This is a genomic window from Mucilaginibacter gotjawali (genome assembly GCF_002355435.1).
Classification (GTDB): Bacteria; Bacteroidota; Bacteroidia; order Sphingobacteriales; family Sphingobacteriaceae; genus Mucilaginibacter; species Mucilaginibacter gotjawali.
The window spans coordinates 5,604,951-5,623,006 of the sequence record NZ_AP017313.1; the positions used below are offsets into that span (position 1 = coordinate 5,604,951).

The 18,056-nt window shown below is 44.5% G+C and carries 11 protein-coding genes and 1 pseudogene; 5 read left to right on the forward strand and 7 right to left on the reverse strand.

What is annotated here, in order from left to right:
* Positions 1-108: 108 nt before the first annotated feature.
* The 5 genes from MgSA37_RS24755 to MgSA37_RS24775 form a co-directional block, all read right to left on the reverse strand.
* Complete coding sequence (locus MgSA37_RS24755) at positions 109-5,922, reverse strand: cadherin-like beta sandwich domain-containing protein (RefSeq protein WP_096356028.1); 5,814 nt, start codon at positions 5,920-5,922, stop codon at positions 109-111.
* 181 nt (positions 5,923-6,103) lie between these two features.
* Entirely contained in the window at positions 6,104-6,904 is an 801-nt protein-coding gene (locus tag MgSA37_RS24760; RefSeq protein ID WP_096356030.1) for a transporter substrate-binding domain-containing protein, read from the reverse strand.
* 87 nt (positions 6,905-6,991) lie between these two features.
* Positions 6,992-7,414 (reverse strand): GCN5 family acetyltransferase, encoded by a 423-nt coding sequence (locus tag MgSA37_RS24765; RefSeq protein WP_096356032.1) that lies wholly within the window; start codon positions 7,412-7,414, stop codon positions 6,992-6,994.
* Positions 7,415-7,530: 116 nt separating this feature from the next.
* Positions 7,531-9,960, reverse strand: a complete 2,430-nt coding sequence (locus tag MgSA37_RS24770) for an outer membrane beta-barrel protein (protein ID WP_317046645.1) — start codon at positions 9,958-9,960, stop codon at positions 7,531-7,533.
* Between the two features lie 150 nt (positions 9,961-10,110).
* The gene (locus tag MgSA37_RS24775; protein WP_096356036.1) at positions 10,111-10,989 is read right to left on the reverse strand and encodes a DUF808 family protein; all 879 of its coding nucleotides are present in this window, start codon (positions 10,987-10,989) and stop codon (positions 10,111-10,113) included.
* Positions 10,990-11,417: 428 nt separating this feature from the next.
* Between MgSA37_RS24775 and MgSA37_RS24780 the strand changes: the two genes are divergently transcribed.
* The 4 genes from MgSA37_RS24780 (at position 11,418) to MgSA37_RS24795 (ending at position 15,726) form a co-directional block, all read left to right on the forward strand.
* Positions 11,418-12,545 carry an AI-2E family transporter gene (locus MgSA37_RS24780; RefSeq protein ID WP_096356038.1) on the forward strand — a complete coding sequence of 376 codons (1,128 nt, stop codon included), beginning with the start codon at positions 11,418-11,420 and terminating at the stop codon, positions 12,543-12,545.
* A 317-nt stretch (positions 12,546-12,862) separates the two neighbouring features.
* Positions 12,863-14,113 (forward strand): IPT/TIG domain-containing protein, encoded by a 1,251-nt coding sequence (locus tag MgSA37_RS24785; RefSeq protein ID WP_096356040.1) that lies wholly within the window; start codon positions 12,863-12,865, stop codon positions 14,111-14,113.
* A 74-nt stretch (positions 14,114-14,187) separates the two neighbouring features.
* Entirely contained in the window at positions 14,188-14,784 is a 597-nt protein-coding gene (locus MgSA37_RS24790; RefSeq protein WP_096356042.1) for a Crp/Fnr family transcriptional regulator, read from the forward strand.
* A gap of 144 nt (positions 14,785-14,928) precedes the next feature.
* Entirely contained in the window at positions 14,929-15,726 is a 798-nt protein-coding gene (locus tag MgSA37_RS24795; RefSeq protein ID WP_096356044.1) for an alpha/beta fold hydrolase, read from the forward strand.
* 172 nt (positions 15,727-15,898) lie between these two features.
* On the opposite strand, the pseudogene MgSA37_RS24800 reads toward MgSA37_RS24795, so the two are convergent.
* Together MgSA37_RS24800 and MgSA37_RS24805 are read right to left on the reverse strand one after the other, a co-directional pair.
* Positions 15,899-16,633 (reverse strand): annotated as a pseudogene (locus MgSA37_RS24800) (SDR family NAD(P)-dependent oxidoreductase); the annotation flags it as partial.
* 84 nt (positions 16,634-16,717) lie between these two features.
* Positions 16,718-17,470 (reverse strand): SDR family NAD(P)-dependent oxidoreductase, encoded by a 753-nt coding sequence (locus tag MgSA37_RS24805; protein WP_096356048.1) that lies wholly within the window; start codon positions 17,468-17,470, stop codon positions 16,718-16,720.
* A 108-nt stretch (positions 17,471-17,578) separates the two neighbouring features.
* On the opposite strand from MgSA37_RS24805, the gene MgSA37_RS24810 reads away from it, so the two are divergent.
* Positions 17,579-17,941 carry a winged helix-turn-helix transcriptional regulator gene (locus tag MgSA37_RS24810; protein ID WP_096356050.1) on the forward strand — a complete coding sequence of 121 codons (363 nt, stop codon included), beginning with the start codon at positions 17,579-17,581 and terminating at the stop codon, positions 17,939-17,941.
* Positions 17,942-18,056 lie beyond the last annotated feature (115 nt).

The window sequence follows — 18,056 nt, forward strand, 5'->3', positions numbered from 1 at the left end:
GAAGCGGAAAACACTTCTGGTGCAAAGCTACAAAAAACGGAACAGTAAAAGAGAACGTGTTGTGCGCGCAGCGACGTGATAATACAGATCCCAAACCTGACCTATTATTTACCATTTAAGAATTAAAAAACCAGATTTGCGCTTTGCGACATCACCTACTTTATATTCTAACAGGTAAAAATATGTGCCGGATTGTTGCTTTTTGCCATTTTTATTGGAATGCCCGTCAAAAACCGTTGTAATGTTGTCGTATCCAATCGTCTCGAAAATTACTTCTCCGGCTTTATTCATGATCGTTAATTTATTATCAGGGTAAGCAGTAATTCCGTCGATCATCAAAAAATCATTAATACCGTCCCCGTTTGGTGATACTGCCTGATGTATTTTTATTAGATCCGAAAGCTGCTGGTTATCAAACGGATCTACAACACTTACCGGCACATAAATGCTGTTTGCAGCCGGCATTGCCCTGGTAATAATCAAAGTATATGTTTTTGATGTTGTTCCATTTTGTGCAGTTGTTTTTATTACAATAGTATCAGATCCAACGGCTAAAGGAACAGGAGCTGACGCAAGGCCTGATTTTACAGGTATATTGTTTATTGTTATGGTCGCATTTGTATCCGCGGTTGCCGGTGTCAACGTCATTACAGCAACAGCATTGGCCACAGAAGCCGCATAGCCGGTTGTTGTAGCCGAAAAAACCGGCGATAACGTCCCCGAACTTAATTGAAGCGAAACAAGGTTAGCATTTGAGCTTTTTACACGGGTTACAGTTACCGCATAGGTTTTTGTGGTAACGCCATCCTCGGCCTGTGTTGTCACGTTAATAATATTGGGGCCAACTATTAAAGGAATCGCTGTAGATGACGTGCCTGATTTTACCGGCATATTGTTTACCATTACTGTTGCCGTAGAGTCGCTTACTGTTGGTGTAAAAGCTATCGACGTTACATTGTTAGCTACAAAGGAGGCATAACTGGTTTTTGTTGTTGCAAAAACCGGCGTCAGCGTCCCCGTACTTAAGGCCAAACTGGCAAGCCCGGCATTTTCTGAAGGCCCGGCTCTCGTTAATATTACCGTATAAGTTTTCGTTGTTATTCCGTCCTGGGCAGCAACCACTATATTGATCGTATTTGAGCCGATAGACAATGGAACTACCGCAGATGCCATACCAGAAAGTACAGGCAAGCCGTTAACTGTTATTGTTGCCGTCGCATCACTAACGGTTGGGGTCACGTTAACTGAGGCAACGGTATAAGCTATTGCTGCCGTGTAGGCAAACCGTCCGGGCGCAAAAGCAGGGGTTAATGTCCCAACATTCAATACCATGCCGGCAAGGCTTGCATTTGCGGATGGAGCCGCTCGCGTTATCACTGCGGTGTACGCTTTGGTTGTTATCCCGTCCTGCGCAGTAACAGTTGTAGTAACAGTATTTGTACCTACGGACAAAGCAATTGCCGGTGCCGCTGTGCCTGATGGTACTGCGGCACCATTAACTGTTATTGTTGCTGTAGCGTCGCCAGCAGTTGGCACCAGCGTTAACGAACTTATCGTAAATGGCACTTTCGCTGTATATGCTACCCGTCCGGACGCAAAAACAGGCGTCAATGTAGCATTGCTTAACGTAAGGCTGATTAGGTTCGCATTAGTGGATGGCGCAGCCCTGGTAACGATGATAGTATACTTTTTAATTGTTATCCCATCCTGGGCCGTAACGGCGGCGGTAACGGTATTAGCACCAACGAATAATGGCATAAAAGCCGTTGGTATACCCGATTGCATCGGCGTGCCGTTTACTGCTATTGTTGCCGTGGTATCAGCGACGGTTGAGGCGACGGCAATTGAGTTCACGGCGTAGGGTACTAAAGCTGTATATGCAAACCTCGTCGCTGTAAAAACCGGTGTTAACGTGCCGTTGCTTAATGTAAGCCCCGCGAGACTTGCATTGACCGAAGCAAGCCTGGTTACTGTAATAGTATAGGTATTTACCGTTATGCCATCCTGTGCGGTTACCGTAACGGTAATGGTATTCAGCCCGGTGTTTAAAGGAACAGGGGCCGATGCCGTACCTGATTTTGCCGGAACACCGTTAATTGTTACAGTAGCGTTTGCATCAGTAGTTACAAGGGTTATTGTTGTTGAGGCAACCGAATTGGCGACCGAAGCTGAATAGGCTGTTGTTGCTGGCGCAAAAAGGGGCGAAAGTGCCGCAGAACCTAAACGAAGGATGTAAAGCGCGGCATTTGCAGATGGCGCGAGCCTGGTTATCGCAACTGTATAGGTCTTCGCTGTAATTCCATCCTGGGCGACCACTGTTATCGTGATCACGTTTTGGCCAATTGAAAGCGGGACGCTAGCTGACGCGGTACCGGATATCACGGCAAGTCCATTAACTTTAATATTTCCCGTTGTATCGCTTGCGGTTGGTGTTATTGTTATTGACCCCACCGAGTAGGCCACTGTTGCAGTATAAGGAAATTTGGCTGCCGAAAAAACCGGTGTTAAGGTACCGCTGCTAATTTTAAGGTTTGCAAGGCTTGCATTTGAAGATGGTGCAGCCCTGGAAATAAGTAGCGTAGTAGTTTTAATAGTGATCCCATCCTGGGCTGTAACCGTAGTGGCGATTGTGTTTGGCCCCACAGATAACGGGATATCAGGTGACGCGGTGCCAGGCTGCACCTGGGTTCCATTTACGGTTATCATCGCCGTCGTATCACTACCCGTGGCTGTCAATTTTACTGAACTTACATTATAAGGTACAGATGCCGTGTAGCTGTATTTTGATGTTGAAAAAACGGGCGTTATTACCCCATTGCTTAATGTAATTCCAGCAAGGCCTGCATTTGCCGAAGGAAGCCTGCTTACAACTACCGAATATGTTTTTTCCGTGGTTCCATTCTGTGCGGTTACCGTTATACTAATGCTATTTGGGCCAATGTTTAAAGGAATGGGGGTCGAAGCCTGGTTAGATATTACTGTCACACTATTTATTTTTATTGCAGCATTTATGTCGGCGGCAATAGGTATCACAGTAATGGAGGCCATGGTATTGGGAACGGACGTAGTATAGCCGGTTGTAGCCGTTGAAAAAATCGGCGAAAGCGTACCCGCGCTTAAATGGAGTGCAACAAGGTTGGCATTTGCCGCTACTGCACGGTTAACGGTTAGGGTATAGGTTAAGGTAGTAGTTTTATCTTGCGCTGTTCCGGTTATATTAATAATATTCGGGCCAATATTTAATGGAATTGCTGTTGACGGCATGCCTGATATCACCGGTATATTATTTACGGAAATTGTTGCTGTGTTGTCGCTTGAAATTGGGGTAACAGTAATTGAGGTTATGCTATTAATTACTGATGCTGCATAACTGGTTTTTGTAGTTACAAAAACCGGCGTTAAAGTTCCGGTACTTAAGGTCAAGTCTGCAAGTCTTGCATTCACAGATGCTCCGGCCCGTGTTATCAACAATGCATATGTTTTCGTAGTTAACCCGTCTGCTGCTGTCACTGTAACAGCAACGGAATTTTGACCGAAAGATAAAGGGATGTCTATTGATCCCGCACCTGTCATCATGGAAATGCCGTTAACGGCTATTGTTGCATTTGCATCATCTGCAGTTACACTTAATTTAACACCTGAAACATCATAACCTACTGATGCGGTATAGCTGGTAGCATTCGCTGCAAACGCCGGCGATATAGTGCCGCTGTATAATTGAAAATCTGAAAGATTTGCATTTGCAGAAAGTTTCCTGGTTACGACCAGTGTGTATGTTTTAATTGTACCGTCAACCGCGGTTACCGTAATATTTACCGGATTGGGACCAACGACCAATGGAATATCTGCCGATGAGGTGCCCGTTTCTACCGGGCTGCCATTAACAGCAATAGTTGCCGCAGGATCGTTGATAACCGGGGTTAATGTGAAAGAGGTTACCGAATTGTCAACCGATGCATTATAACTAAATATCCCTGTCCGGAAAATTGGGTTTAATGTACCTGTGCTTAACCTAAGGCTGTCAAGCCCATTAATAATACTTACCCGAGCAGCAACTATTGGTGATATCCCGCAGGCTCCGTTTACTGCCTGAACAAAATAGGTTTTATTTGCGGTTATAGGGGAGGTTATAAATGTAGGGCCGGAAAACACAACGGTAGTTGTGTCCAAAGAATCATACCAGTTATATTCATTATTACTATTAGGCGAAGCAACGGCCAGGGTGGCCGGGTTGCCACTGTTGATTTGTATCAGGGTATCAACCAAAACCGGGATCTCCTGGTTTGAAATATTTATTTTGATAACGTTACTAAAAACAGGTACCGTGTAAGCACCTCCATTATCGCCTCCAATTTGCCCCGCCAGGTTATATCCTGCCTGTGTATAATGCACGGGGTTAACAGGATTGAGAAACCCATTGGCTTCAGTAAAATCATTAGCGTCCCTGAATACAACCATGGTATTGGGGTCCGATTTTCCGATAGCCTCCTGTGTTGCCTGTACCTGCAACCCACCCGTTGTACTATTGGCTACTCTGAAAATATAAAAAGGCAAACTGTTATTGGCGATCCTGGTTCTGAAATTGGCGATCAAATTCTGCAAAGCTTCCCGGTACATCCCTATCGTAATATTTCCCAGTGTTATATTGTTACTATCCCGTTCGCCCTGGTCCCACAAAACACCTTTAACCTGGGTGGTCCAGCCGGCATTTTGTGCAGCAGCCACTCCCTTATTTAATAATAAAACAGCATTGGCGACTAAATTTCCAGTTACATCCCAGTTCCCGCTGCCATCATCAATAGAGGCAACTTGCGACGAAGAAACAACGGATGCCGGTACAAGGCATACTTTCCGGCCGGTTCTGTTATAATAAGCAACAGCAAAAGCTGCCCACATTGAACCAGTATTGCCGGTGTTGATTGCCTGGTTGGTGACGGGCACAAACGCGCCTTTGACATATTCCCAGCAAATACCTGCGGGAATGGGTGTTTGCAGTGAAAGACGTCCCGTACCAAAGGCATTGCTTTGGCCTCCTATTAAAAAAAAGTCAAGGCTATTGGCATCTACTGTAGCTGAAGCTGCGCCCGGCGGCCCTGAAAATGCAAGCCGACGGTACCAGGTTGTTTGGCTGACCGGCGGAGGGTCAAAATTGGTGCTATTTGCCCCTTCAATGGTAGTAAAATGAATACTATCTGTCGAGCTTTGCCACTGATAACTATAAGTTCCATTCCCCCCGGAAAGCGTGCCGCCGGTTATTACGTCCGGATCGCCAGTCAAACAAAACCCTGTTACAGATGGCGCAACGATAGTATTGCCGGTAACCGGTATTTCCACAATTATTTTCACCGTATTGCTTATTACAGGTGTAGTACACGCTCCCGATGTAACGACCCTGTGTAAATAAGTAGTTTGGTTTAATAAGGGTGGATTTGCAAGATCCTTGCCTGTAGCTCCGCTTAGATCAGTGAAATTAAGGTCGTCAGTAGAAATTTGCCATTGGTAAGTATAGGTGCTGCCACCTGATGGAGTATTGCCTGCAACAACTCCGGGAACGGAAGGTGCATTAAATGTGATAACTGCGGGTGCTGTTATCGTGTTATTGGTAACTGGCTGAGAGATTGTTATTACAACTATATTACTTATCGATGTGGCAGTATCACTACCCGAAGTTACCAGCCGCCTGTACCAGGTGGTTTGACTGATTTGCGTAGGAGCAAAATCAATACTGCTGACGCCCGAAACGGTGGTAAAATTAACACTATCGGTAGATGTTTGCCACTGATAGGTATAAACGCCGCTTCCATCAGATGGTGTACTGCCGATGATATTCCCTGGGTTTCCGGTAGCACAAAAAATGGTAGCTGCAGGTGCAGTGATATAATTTCCGGTAATAGTATAGTAATGCCGGCCATCGCTCGCCATCAGCGAGTTAGTTACTCCTATTTGGAGTACTATAAATAGGTATACGGCAATTTTTTTCACTAACAGGCCAATGTGGGGAATACAAATTTACATTTTAAAAACTGTCAATCAATGCAGTATAAACAGTTTAATATATTTAAAAAAGGTACCTGCTGAAATTGTTATCGCGCTCTGCCACAGCTCAATTACCTGGTAACATCCCCTCCTTTAACCATTGCTGTGGTAACCCTGTGGCAAGTTCCTTCTGCAACCAGTTATTTACAAAACTCACTAATTCGACATCGCTGTGAATCCACATTGCCTTATCGCTTTTAGTTATCGTCCCTGCAAAGCTACGGCAAAGCTGAGGGTATTGCAGGGTCTTCAAATCGGCCTCGGTATCATCCGTTACCATTACATCGGCATGGCCGACTACTATCTCGTTGAAAATCCCAATGTTATCGGGAAATATCTGTAAGGTCGCTGCGGGAAATAACGAGCGCGCTACTGATTCATTTGTTCCGCCTTTGTTTTCGATTAAACGGACGCCAGGTTTATTTACGGCGTCCGGCATCGAGAACCGGGCACTGTCTGCTCTCCGGCAAAGAAAAGTCTTTCCACCCGAGTGATAAGAAACAGAAAAGCTTGCCATGGCAGCCCGTTCAGGTGTAATGCTGATCCCTCCGAGGGCAACATCGAAGGAATCGTTCCGCATATCTTTAGCCAGGTTTGCCCAGCTCGTTTTTACAAATACCGGCTTAACACCCATGGCTGAAGCCAGCGCGCGGCCCATTTTGATGTCGGCGCCATAAAGCGAATCGCCTTTGCTCATTGCAAAAGGGGCATAATCACCGGGGATGCCTATTCGTAAAATTCCGGTTTTTTGGATGTGATCTAACCTTGACGTTGAATCATGTAATACGTGCTGCTGCCCGTGGGCTTTGGACAAGAACGACAGCGTGAAAGCTATAGTTAAAAGCCAAAAATATTTGTGAAACTTCATCTTGTCATCTCAAATAGAAAATACTTTTTAAAAATAGAGATATTTATTACTGAGCCTTCATCAAAAAGCCAATCTTTTCATGTAAAATCAAGCCAAGCCTCGTAATATCTCTAACCTGTTACCCGGCGCGTCTGGCGACAAAAAGTCGGGGATTGTATTTTCATTTCTTCTGGGGCGGCCAAGAAACTCAACGGGCCATTCAGTCAATCGCTCTTCCTTAATGTGTACATATTTACCCGGTTCGGGTTCATCAATGTATTCTCGTTGCAGAATAAGCGCCAGAGGCTCTTCTGTACCGGGGTTCTCGTCCGAAAACTCGAGAGCTTCCTCGTAATTATCAAAAACATAATAATAGTCGTCACCATCTTCGGTGTCAGGAGCTCCTGCATGCGGGTGACACCAAACCCGGTACTCCAACACCGCGTCCCAAACATAACCTCCTCCTGATTTAACCAGCGCTGGATATGTACCAACTAGTTCCTTATTTTTAATATCCGGATATTTTGACATTTAAACTTTGTTTCATCTTAAACACAGTTTCGCTAAATTATCAAAAGAAAAATAAAAAACTATTTAGTACTTCATTGAACGGCTTTTTAATTGAGATATATTAATGGGTCCTATAATCAATGCGCCCTGCTCTGTTCGCTATCCGCCCCGCCGGTTTCGCGTTTTTGAGGGGTATTGGCTGATTTACCGAAACTATAGGTAAATGCAAGCCTTGCCACCTGTGTATCCAATGTATTGTGAAAACTTGCCCTGGCATCCGCAATATTGGTAATGGTACCGCTCGGGCTAAAGGATTGCAAAATATTCTGCATGGTTAGCTTGATGGTGGCTTTGTTGTTCCATATCTTCTTCTGAATGGCTGCGTTAAGCATGCCTTTGGGCAAAGTGACAAACTGTCCGTAAGTGCCGCCGGTATCAAAAAAACCGCTTAACTCTGCACTCCAGGTGGGTGATAGGGTAAACTGATTATTGCCGTTGCCTGATACCGTGACCTGCGACTGGTTAAGATAGCCGGTATAAAATGCGCCCTGGTAGGTATTTTTATATACCTCGGCATACAGGTTAACCGACCACCATTTAGTTGGCTGAAAGTTGGTATTGACCGAAAGATCCAGCGTTTTTTGTTGCCCGATATTGCCCTGGGTGCTGATAAATACATCGCCGTTTCTATGAATCGTTTCGCCCTGCACATCGGCAGTATAATTATAGGCCAGGGCGATGGTAAACAGGCTGCGAAAACTGTAGGCCAGTTTATAATTATCGGTAAACTGCGGCTTAAGGAAGGGGTTTCCGGAGAATTGCGTAAACTCATCTACAAAAAAAGTAAAAGGGTTTAAACTCCCGTAATTCGGCCGTCCCACACGGCGGCCATACGATGCAACCAGCACGTTATGACCCGCCGTATCCAGGTTATAGGAAAAATATGCCGTTGGGAACAGGTCGGTATAATGATTTACAAATGAGGAATCGGCCCTTTGTGCATTACCCAGCTGGTGCCCGTCGCCATTGGTATTCTCTACCCGCAGGCCCGTTTGTATGGCAAACCGGCCGAAGTTTTTATTGAAGTTAACATAAGCTGCATTGATGTTCTCCTTATATAAAAACCTGTTGGTTTTGCTGTAATCTATGGTGTTTACGCCATTAACCACGTTAAAGTAATTGGCGGCATTATCGGTGTTTACATAGCTGCTTTTAATGCCGGCCTCCAGTTTTGCCTTGCCTTTAAGCGGGTGCGCATAATCGGCTTTTGCCGAATAAATGTTGATGGTAGAAGGTAAATCATCATTCAGCGTCGTTGAATTGGTTAACGTTCCATCCGGTAAATAGCTATTGTTTACAAAAAGTTGGTTACCGCCGGATATATCGCGGATATAATCCAGGTCGAAAGTGAGCTCCCTGCCAAGGCTATCAAACTTATGGGTATAGTTAAGGTTGATGCCGTTGCTGCCAAATTTATTTCTGGAGGTATTAAGGGTGGTAATGGTTGAATCCAGACCGCCGTTTTGGCCATACAGCAGGCTGTACACGGGGCTGTTGTCGTGGTCGCGGCTGATATCGCCGGTGTAAACTATGCCCCAGGTGGTTTTGGGCGATGCGTAAAAGTCTATCCCTGCTTTAATGTTGGTATTATAATTCGTCGGCCTGAAATAGGAAATATCTTTTAGCGACGAGGTACGGTTCCCGTTCGCATCCAGGTAATCCCGGTCTATTTCCAGGCGTCGCCAGGTGTGCTCCTCATCATAGGCCAGGTTAGCAAACAGGTTAACCTTTCCTGTCCGATAATTCAGGTTGGCATTCTCGCTGTTACGGCCGTAAAAGCCCTGGGCATAATTGCCCCCTAATACTGCATGAAAGCCTTTGATGGTATTTTTTTTGGTTTTAATATTGATTACGCCCGCATTACCTGCGGCATCATATTTGGCGGGCGGGTTATCCATCAGTTCGATCTGGTCAAGCGATGAAGCCGGCAGCGAGCGCAGGTAAGTAGCCAGGTTGGCGGCCGAAAGATAGGTAGGCTTATCGTCTATCATCACCATTACACCGCTTTTGCCTTTAAAGGTGATATTACCATCGGCATCTACCTGCACGCCGGGCGTTTTTTGCAGCACCTCCAACGCATTGGTGCCGGTATTGGAGATCAGCGCGCCCACATTAACTACCGTACGGTCAATTTTTTGCTGGATGAACGATTTTTTAGCGGTTACGGCTACTTCATTCAGGGTTTTCCCGGCTGCCGTTAAAATAAACGCAGGCAGATCAACAGGCTTTTGCCCGCTCACCACCACATTGCTGCCCTGGTAATTTTTATAGCCGATATAGGTGGCCCTTATCAGGTACGTATTGTCTTTTAAATTTTGAAAGGCAAAGCTGCCATCCCTGTTAACCAGCTGGCTGCTTATCACTGTAGAATCTTTTGCTAAAAGTAAGATCACCGTTGCGCCATCAAGCGGCTTTTTGGCCTCATCCAAAACTGAGCCGGTTATTTTACCGCCCGTTTGCGCCCTTGAAAAGTTGAATAACAGGAGCGTGAATAAGGTTAAAAAAATAGAAGTTTCAGTTTCATAGCTATAAGACGCCGGTACAGGCCGCGGTGTTACAGTAAATACTAATTAATTAGGAGTTTTGTTTTTGCACAACGGTTTACTGTTTACGTTGATCGGGGATGATGTATGTGCTGCGCGTTGAGACGGCGTTTATTATGGTGCAGAATTACCCTTCAATGTATAAAATATCTTTTTACCGCCTGTTAGCGCAGCTACCACCATTAGTCCGGCAGTTAACCCAAACGCAACGTTTTTGATGACCGCCGGCAGGCCCGGAAAAATATGATGGAGATATGCAATATGATGCGTGAAAATTCCGCCCGAAACTAAAATTAATGCGATTGTTCCGGTGATGGCCAGAATTTTGATAATAACAGGCAACGATTTAACTAATAAAACACCAAGTGCTGAAAAAAAGCCCTTGTTATGAAAACGTTTGATCAATTTATAGCCGGCATCATCCATTCTCACAATAATCGCAACGATGCCATAAACGCCTATCGTTGCCAGAACCGCAATCACCGAAACAGTTATGATCTGTATGACCAGGCCCTTTTCCAGAACAGTTCCCAATGCAATAATTACAATCTCGATGGAAAGAATGAAGTCGGTCATTATAGCAGATTTAACTTTTGCTTTTTCGGCATCCTTAGCATTTGATTCGTTTGTTGCAGCTACCTGGTGGCCTGCTTTTGACCGATGAAAAAAGTATTCTATTATTTTCTCAACTCCCTCATATGCCAAATAAAGCCCGCCTGAAATTAAGATGGCTTTAATAGCTACCGGGAAAAACACATTTAATAATAAAGCTACAGGAACAATAATAAGCTTATTAACTAAAGAGCCTTTTGTAATAGACCACAGCACAGGCAATTCCCGTGAAGATAAAAATCCGGTAGCTTTTTCTGCGTTCACCGCCAGGTCATCGCCTAATATGGCCGTAGTTTTACCCGCTGCAACTTTAGCTGACACCGCAACATCATCCATCAACGCTCCTATATCATCCAAAACCGCAAAAAAACCTGATGCCATACTTAGTGTAGTTGTTGGTTGTAAAATATAAATTAAAATCGATTTTGTGACATTAATGATAGCGTAATGAAGAACTTTAAAAAACGCCCGAAGGCTTTCGCTGTTAGGTAGCGGCCATAATCGGCCGGATAGCAATGATTGCAATGACAACTACCTTTTGAACGGGAGCATGCAAATTTGCCTCTCGTCAGCGACTTCAAACAACAAGCTATTATTATTTCAACAGCCTGCCTGCCGGTTATCGCGGGCAACGTCACTTCACAGGCCGCCGCTTAAGGCCCGCATCCATTATAGCGTAACGCTTTTAATTTAAAACTAATTGTTGGGTAAGGTGTTGATGGAATGTCCTTCGGGATTCGCTTATGCGGCGCTATATATAATAAACAACCCAATCAGCTTACTATTTAAAAAAAAATTCAGCACGGAAGATGACTATAAAACCCTACCCTTTTTATATTAAAGCAACCGCAGTGCTTATCGGCTTATATTACCTGGTAAACATTCTTAACCTGCTGAGCGGAATATTAATACCCTTTGCCTTTGCCGTCCTGTTCTCGGTATTGCTTAACCCTGTTTACAGCCGCTTACTGCGTTTTAAAATGCCGCGTGCACTGGCGGTAACGCTAACGGTATTAGTCGGTATCAGCTGCACAGCGCTCATCGGCTATTTGCTGAGCACCCAGGTAGCCCAGTTCGGGCAATCCTTCCCCATACTAAAAGTACGGTACGGACAGATGACGGACAGCCTGGAGCATTGGATCAGTTTCAAGTTCGGGGTGTCTATTCAAAAACAGGTGTTATTTTTTAAAAACGCCATTGACAGCAGCCAGGCCGCTATCGCCAGTATTTTGGGCACCGTGTTTGGTACCCTCAGTTTGCTGCTTATTATCCCCATTTATGTGTTTATGCTGCTGCTATATAAAAACCTGATCCTTAACTTCCTGTACGAGGTATTCCTGGAAGAACATTCCAAACGTGTGGGCGAGGTGCTTGCGCAAACCAAATCAGCCATTCAAAGCTATATTGTAGGCCTGCTGGTGGAAATGGTGATCGTTTCGTCGCTCAATTCGCTGGCCTTGTTTGTCATCGGCATTAAATATGCTATCTTATTAGGGGTCATCGGCGGCATCATCAATATCTTGCCTTATATCGGCGGTTTTGTTGCCATTCTGTTACCGGTTATCATTGCAACAGTTACTAAAGACGGCTATTCGGCACAGGTGGAAGTGATAGTAGCCTACCTGCTTATTCAATTTGTGGACAGCAACATAATTTTTCCGCGTTTTGTGTCCATTAAAGTGCAAATCAACGCGCTGGTATCTTTGCTGGCCGTATTTTTAGGAAACCTGTTATGGGGTATTGCCGGCATGTTTTTAATGCTGCCGATTGTGGCCGTGCTAAAGATCATCTTCGACAGGGTAGAAGACCTGAAACCCTGGGGTAAACTGCTTGGCGACGAAGTTCCTGTTTACCACATGGGCCAGGTTTGGGGCCGCCGTGGAAGGAAGAAGAAAGCCGTTGCTGGCCAACCACTCTCCGTATCAGATCCTTCCTGATATTACTGACCCAACGAAAAGCTATTTATTATTTCAGCAAGCCATCTTTATCTTAGCTGTACCGGCAATTATCGCCGTACTATTCACCTTTGGTATGCAGAAGGCGCCCAAACGCATAAGTAGATAGGCGTAAAAATACACCCGATAATTTTGACAGGGTGCCTGCCGGTGGCATCAATCGGAATGATGATCTGCCGATGCCACAATGCACCATTGGGGTAGTTAAAATATTAATTTAAACTTAACAATCATCGCTTTATACCATTAAAGCAAATTTGCTTATATTGGGACTTTACGAATGGTTTAATTGCACTGATATGAAGTTCCATGTAAAGAGTTTGTTATTGATGTTTGGCCTGTTGATCTTGCTATTCGCTATTTCGTGCAGTAAAAAAGCGCAGGATGTCCCAGGTTCACAAAATAATTTATCGATAACCGGTATCAGCAAAAGTTCAGGCGCTTATAACGCCAATATCATTATTACCGGCACTGGTTTCAGCACCGACCCGGCCGCCAATAAGGTTACCTTTAACGGTAAGCCTGGTACCGTTACAGCCGCTACTACTACATCACTTACAGCCACTGTACCAAAAGGCGCGGGCACCGGTAAAGTTGGTTTGACTGTTGGCAGCAATACGGTTGTAGGCCCGGCTTTCACTTATGTTTATACGGCGACGGTAAGCACGCTGGCCGGCAGCGGTCGCGATACCGTTGTTGACGGAACTGGGGTTAATGCCTCCTTCCATGGTATGTGGGCGATCGCTTCAGATAGTAAAGGTAATATCTATGCCCCCGACCCGCAAGCCAATGTGATCCGTAAGGTTACGCCCGCAGGCGTAGTGACAACCTTTGCGGGCAGCGGCCAATTGGGTTACGCTGATGGCAAAGGCCGTGCGGCCAGCTTTGGCACCCCGCAGGGCGTTGTGGTAGATAGCGCCGACAATGTGTTTGTTACGGACTGCTATTATAAATCGATAAGAAAAATCACCCCTGATGGTACCGTTACAACACTGGTAAATAAAAATGGCACCTTCGTGTTAATGGAAGCATTTACTATTGATGAGCACAATAACATGTACCTGGCAGATTTTAATACTTTATATAAAATAACCCCGGGTGGGGTTGTGAGCCCGTTAGTTGGTGTTTACGGCCCTGTGTTAGGCCTGGCAGTGGACCATAATGGCGTTGTTTACCGATCAGGCGGTACCGGCATTTTTTCCATAAATATGGCAGGAGGGTCATTACGTATTTATGCAGGCAACGAACAGGGAACCGGCTACGCGGACGGGCCTGCCCAATTGGCTAAGTTTTATTATCCCAGCGGGCTGGTTTTTGACAAAGCAGGCAACCTGTTTGTGGCTGATACTGATAATTGGCTGGTACGGGAGATTACTACCGACGGAAACGTGATCACAGTGGCAGGAAAGCAACCGATAGGATACCCCCCGATAGACGGCCCGGCCAGTGTTGCGACGTTTTATGCCCCTTTTGGCATAACAATCGATCCCCAGGGTAACCTTTATATACAGGACGAACTGCATGAGATCAGAAAAATCACATTTGAATAGCTTGCCTGAATCCATCTGAAAACCTTTTCAACAGACAGGTGCACTGTATTATTTAAAATGGATATTTTTATGGCATGTTAGACGAGACAACAGAGATGGAATTGTTACGTGCGGCAATGTGCTCCACCGGCATGAAAACGGAAGCATTTGATCTGTCATTGCCGCATTGGAAATTAAAGCAGTATAAAAAAGGCGAGTTTTATAACGAATATAAAAATGTTTGCAAACACCTCGGGTTCGTCATCAGCGGTGTGTTCAGGATCTATCGCGTAAATGAAAATACGGGTGAAGAAAAAAATATGCTTTTTTTTACCGACCATCAATTTGTCACCTCGTTCACCAGCTTCTTTAGTCAAACCGCTTGCGAATATTATACCGAAGCAATGACGGACTCCTATATTTTATATATCCATATCGATCATCTGAACGGGCTTTACGGGCAGTCACATCAATGGGAGCGGTTTGGCAGGATGATTGCTGAAACTGCTTTTCATGAGGTAATGCGAAGTACCGAAGGCTTCTTATTTAAAACCCCCGAAGACCGGTACCGGGATATGATGGAGAAACACCCTAATATTTTTAATTCAGTACCGTTGTATCACATTGCCTCGTACCTGGGCATCCGGGGGCCTTCGCTAAGCCGCATCCGCAAAAGATTGGTTGGTAAATAACGTATTCTTCCTACGCTCTTTTTTTTGTTTTTGCTTACCGCATATTTTTTTTCATGCCGATTTTCGATTTTAACCTGGGTTAAAATTATCCCGCCCGCTTAGCCCGATGTTTGTGCTGTCCTAAACAATTAGGCATCAAACAAAATGAAAACAGCAATATTAGCAATGGCATTGAGTGTAATAGGATTTACAACTCAGGCCCAAAAAACAAACAACAAAAATTCGGCAACCATAGTCCTTGTTCATGGCGCCTGGTCTGATGCAACAGCCTGGCAGGCTGTTGAGCCCTTATTAAAAGCACAGGGACATGAAGTGATTGCCGTTAACCTGCCGGGCCACGGCAGCGACGCAACTTCATTCGCAGGCATTAACTTACAATCCTATGTGGATGCTGTAAAAAACGCAATTGGCGACAGAAAAAATGTAGTTTTAGTGGGGCACAGTATGGCAGGTATAGTAATTAGCCAGGTAGCTGAGGAGATCCCCGGTCAAATTAAAGAATTGGTTTACCTGGCTGCTTACTTACCGCAAAACGGCGAAAGCTTATTATCACTTGCCAAACAGGATGCAGACAGCCATATTGGCAAATATTTACAAATAGACCAGGCCACTGGTTCGGCGAATGTTTCAAAAGAGGGTGTTATAGATGTATTTGCCGCTGATGCTCCGGCGCAAATCGGCAATTATTTGGCCGGCAATATTAAACCCGAGCCATTGGCGCCCCTTGCAACACCTGTTACCTTAACCGATGGGAAATTCGGCAGGGTTAAGAAGGTTTATATCCACACTACAGATGACCATGCGGTTAGCTTTACACTCCAAAAAATAATGGTGAAAAATAACGGCCATATCAGTAAAGAATATTCATTGCCCAGCAGCCATACCCCTTTTATATCGATACCCGATAAATTAGCGACTATTTTGTTGATGGAATTAAAATAAAATAGAAGACGTTAAAAATCAAAAGCCTCAAGTTTAAAGTTAGACTTGAGGCTTTTGAATAAATGCGGACGCAAAGGCTCCGATTTCGAATAATTCTATAGCGGATTTACAACTATTAATTGACTTGAAGTGTTTCAGACTATTTTAACCCGATCAGCCTGAGTTTATCAATTTAAAAACCATACATACCACCCGAAACGGAAATTTGCTCGCCCGTAATCCAGGCGGCATCGTCCGAAGCCAAAAATACAGCAGCCTTTGCAATATCTTCCGGCTGGCCTCTGCGACCGAGCGGTGTTTTGGCAATAAACATTTTTTCATACTCACTGCCGGCAGTAACGCCTGCACTGGCCGCACCTTCTGTGTCAGTAGCGCCCGGCAAAATTGAATTGATACGAATATTCTTTATACCCAACTCCTTAGATAAAGCTATTGTGAAGGCATCCAGTGCCGCTTTAGTAGCAGAGTACAACGAGGCATTTTGAAGAGGGTATTTACTTGCACCCGAACTGATATTGATAATGTTTCCCCCCTTATCGCCGAAAAGTTTCAGCGCTGCCTGGATAGTTAATACAGGCCCTAACACATTAACGTTGAAACTCTGGTGAAAATCTTCCGACGAAATTTGTTCAATCGGCGCATATCCTTGAAATACTGCATTATTTACTAAAATATCCATCGTTCCGAAGGCATTCTCAGTTTCTTTAAACAACCGGGTTACATCGGCTTGGTTCGATACATCGGCCTGTACGGCAATGGCTATACCGCCGTTATCGGTTATGGCTTTCACCACTTTGTCTGCGCCTTCTTTGCTGGAAGCATAATTTACTACAACCTTTGCACCTGCTGCCGCAAAATGTTTTGCGATTGCTGCACCTATTCCTTTTGAAGCACCGGTAACTACCGCTACTTTGTTTTTAACTTACTCATTTTGAAGATTATTTTAATTATTTAATGGCACGTTTGTAAACCCGCGCCAATGTGAAATCAATTATTTAGCCAAATAGCTCATGCCACCATCAACAAGGAGTTCGGCACCAAGCATAAACGAAGAATCGTCGGATGCAAGAAAAACTGCTGTATTACCAATGTCAGATGGTTGCCCGATCCGGCCTATCGGCATTTGACTTGCAAAGTGTTTTTTTACACCTTCAATTTGTGCTGCGGGAACAAACTTGTCAAACGCCGGTGTATCCGTTGTACCAGGTGTTATCACATTTGCCCTGATCTTTCTGTCTAAAAGGTCGCTTGAAAATCCTTTTGCCAAATAGATCACAGCCGCTTTGGCAGCACCATACAGCGTAAATGACGGATAGGCCCGGTGGGCAGCATTTGACCCGATCAAAATAACAGAACCACCATCATTCATATGGGGTAATGCTTTATTCACCGTGAAGTAAACGCTTTTCAGGTTCAGATCAATTGCTTTGTCAAAGTCGGCTTCGCCAATAGTTGCCACAGTTCCTACAGTTCCGGCACCAGCATTGGCTACAACCACATCTATTTTACCAAATCTTCCTGCTGTCGCTGCAAATACTCTTTCCAGGTCGGCAAGGTTGGTTACATCGGCATTTATGGCAATAAAACTACCTCCAAGCTTAGCCACAGCACTATCCAGGGTCTCCTGGTTTCTGCCGACGATAACGCCCTTAGCGCCTTCATTTTTAAATGCTTCAGCAATACCAAACCCGATACCGCTATTACCGCCTGTAATCACAGCAACCTTATCTTTTAATTTATCCATTTTTAATTTATTATTAAATTTGTTTCGCAAAGATACTATCGATAGTTTATATTTGTAACCATTATGGTTTATTCTGGTTACTAATAGGTAACTACAAAGTTTTAAAATATGAAAGACGAAAGATTTTGCAATTCGAATTGCCCGTTTACGAGAGCTATTGGCACTATTGGTAATAAATGGAAGCCGATAATTATAAATGTAATTGGCACCCGTACCATTCGTTTTGGTCAGTTAGATGCGATAGTACCACACATTTCAAGGAAAGTACTGACCGAACAACTCAAAGAGTTGGAAGAAGACGGACTATTGGAAAGATTGGCCTATAAGGAGCTACCGCCCAGGGTAGAATATAAGTTATCTGAAAAAGGCTTAGCTTTTTTGCCAATTCTAGAAAGTATAAAAGAATGGAATTGCAAATATGAAGTAGCTTTAACACCCAAAGAGACTGATAGAGTAACTTATGCCGAATAGTATAAAATCGAAACTTGACGGTGAACGGGAAATGGATGATCTCTTCGTCCCAGCAGGGTCTGTCGCAGACGACCCTGCGTCGAATTGTACAGTTAATTTGAAGGCTGCCCGAAGT

Excerpts from the sequence above, each read along its gene's own strand:
- MgSA37_RS24805 (WP_096356048.1), bottom strand. The coding sequence starts at position 17,470 with ATGGATAAATTAAAAGATAAGGTTGCTGTGATTACAGGCGGTAATAGC.
- MgSA37_RS24765 (WP_096356032.1), bottom strand. The coding sequence starts at position 7,414 with ATGTCAAAATATCCGGATATTAAAAATAAGGAACTAGTTGGTACATAT.
- MgSA37_RS24780 (WP_096356038.1), top strand. The coding sequence starts at position 11,418 with ATGACTATAAAACCCTACCCTTTTTATATTAAAGCAACCGCAGTGCTT.
- MgSA37_RS24790 (WP_096356042.1), top strand. The coding sequence starts at position 14,188 with ATGTTAGACGAGACAACAGAGATGGAATTGTTACGTGCGGCAATGTGC.
- MgSA37_RS24760 (WP_096356030.1), bottom strand. The coding sequence starts at position 6,904 with ATGAAGTTTCACAAATATTTTTGGCTTTTAACTATAGCTTTCACGCTG.
- MgSA37_RS24755 (WP_096356028.1), bottom strand. The coding sequence starts at position 5,922 with ATGGCGAGCGATGGCCGGCATTACTATACTATTACCGGAAATTATATC.
- MgSA37_RS24810 (WP_096356050.1), top strand. The coding sequence starts at position 17,579 with ATGAAAGACGAAAGATTTTGCAATTCGAATTGCCCGTTTACGAGAGCT.
- MgSA37_RS24775 (WP_096356036.1), bottom strand. The coding sequence starts at position 10,989 with ATGGCATCAGGTTTTTTTGCGGTTTTGGATGATATAGGAGCGTTGATG.
- MgSA37_RS24795 (WP_096356044.1), top strand. The coding sequence starts at position 14,929 with ATGAAAACAGCAATATTAGCAATGGCATTGAGTGTAATAGGATTTACA.
- MgSA37_RS24785 (WP_096356040.1), top strand. The coding sequence starts at position 12,863 with ATGAAGTTCCATGTAAAGAGTTTGTTATTGATGTTTGGCCTGTTGATC.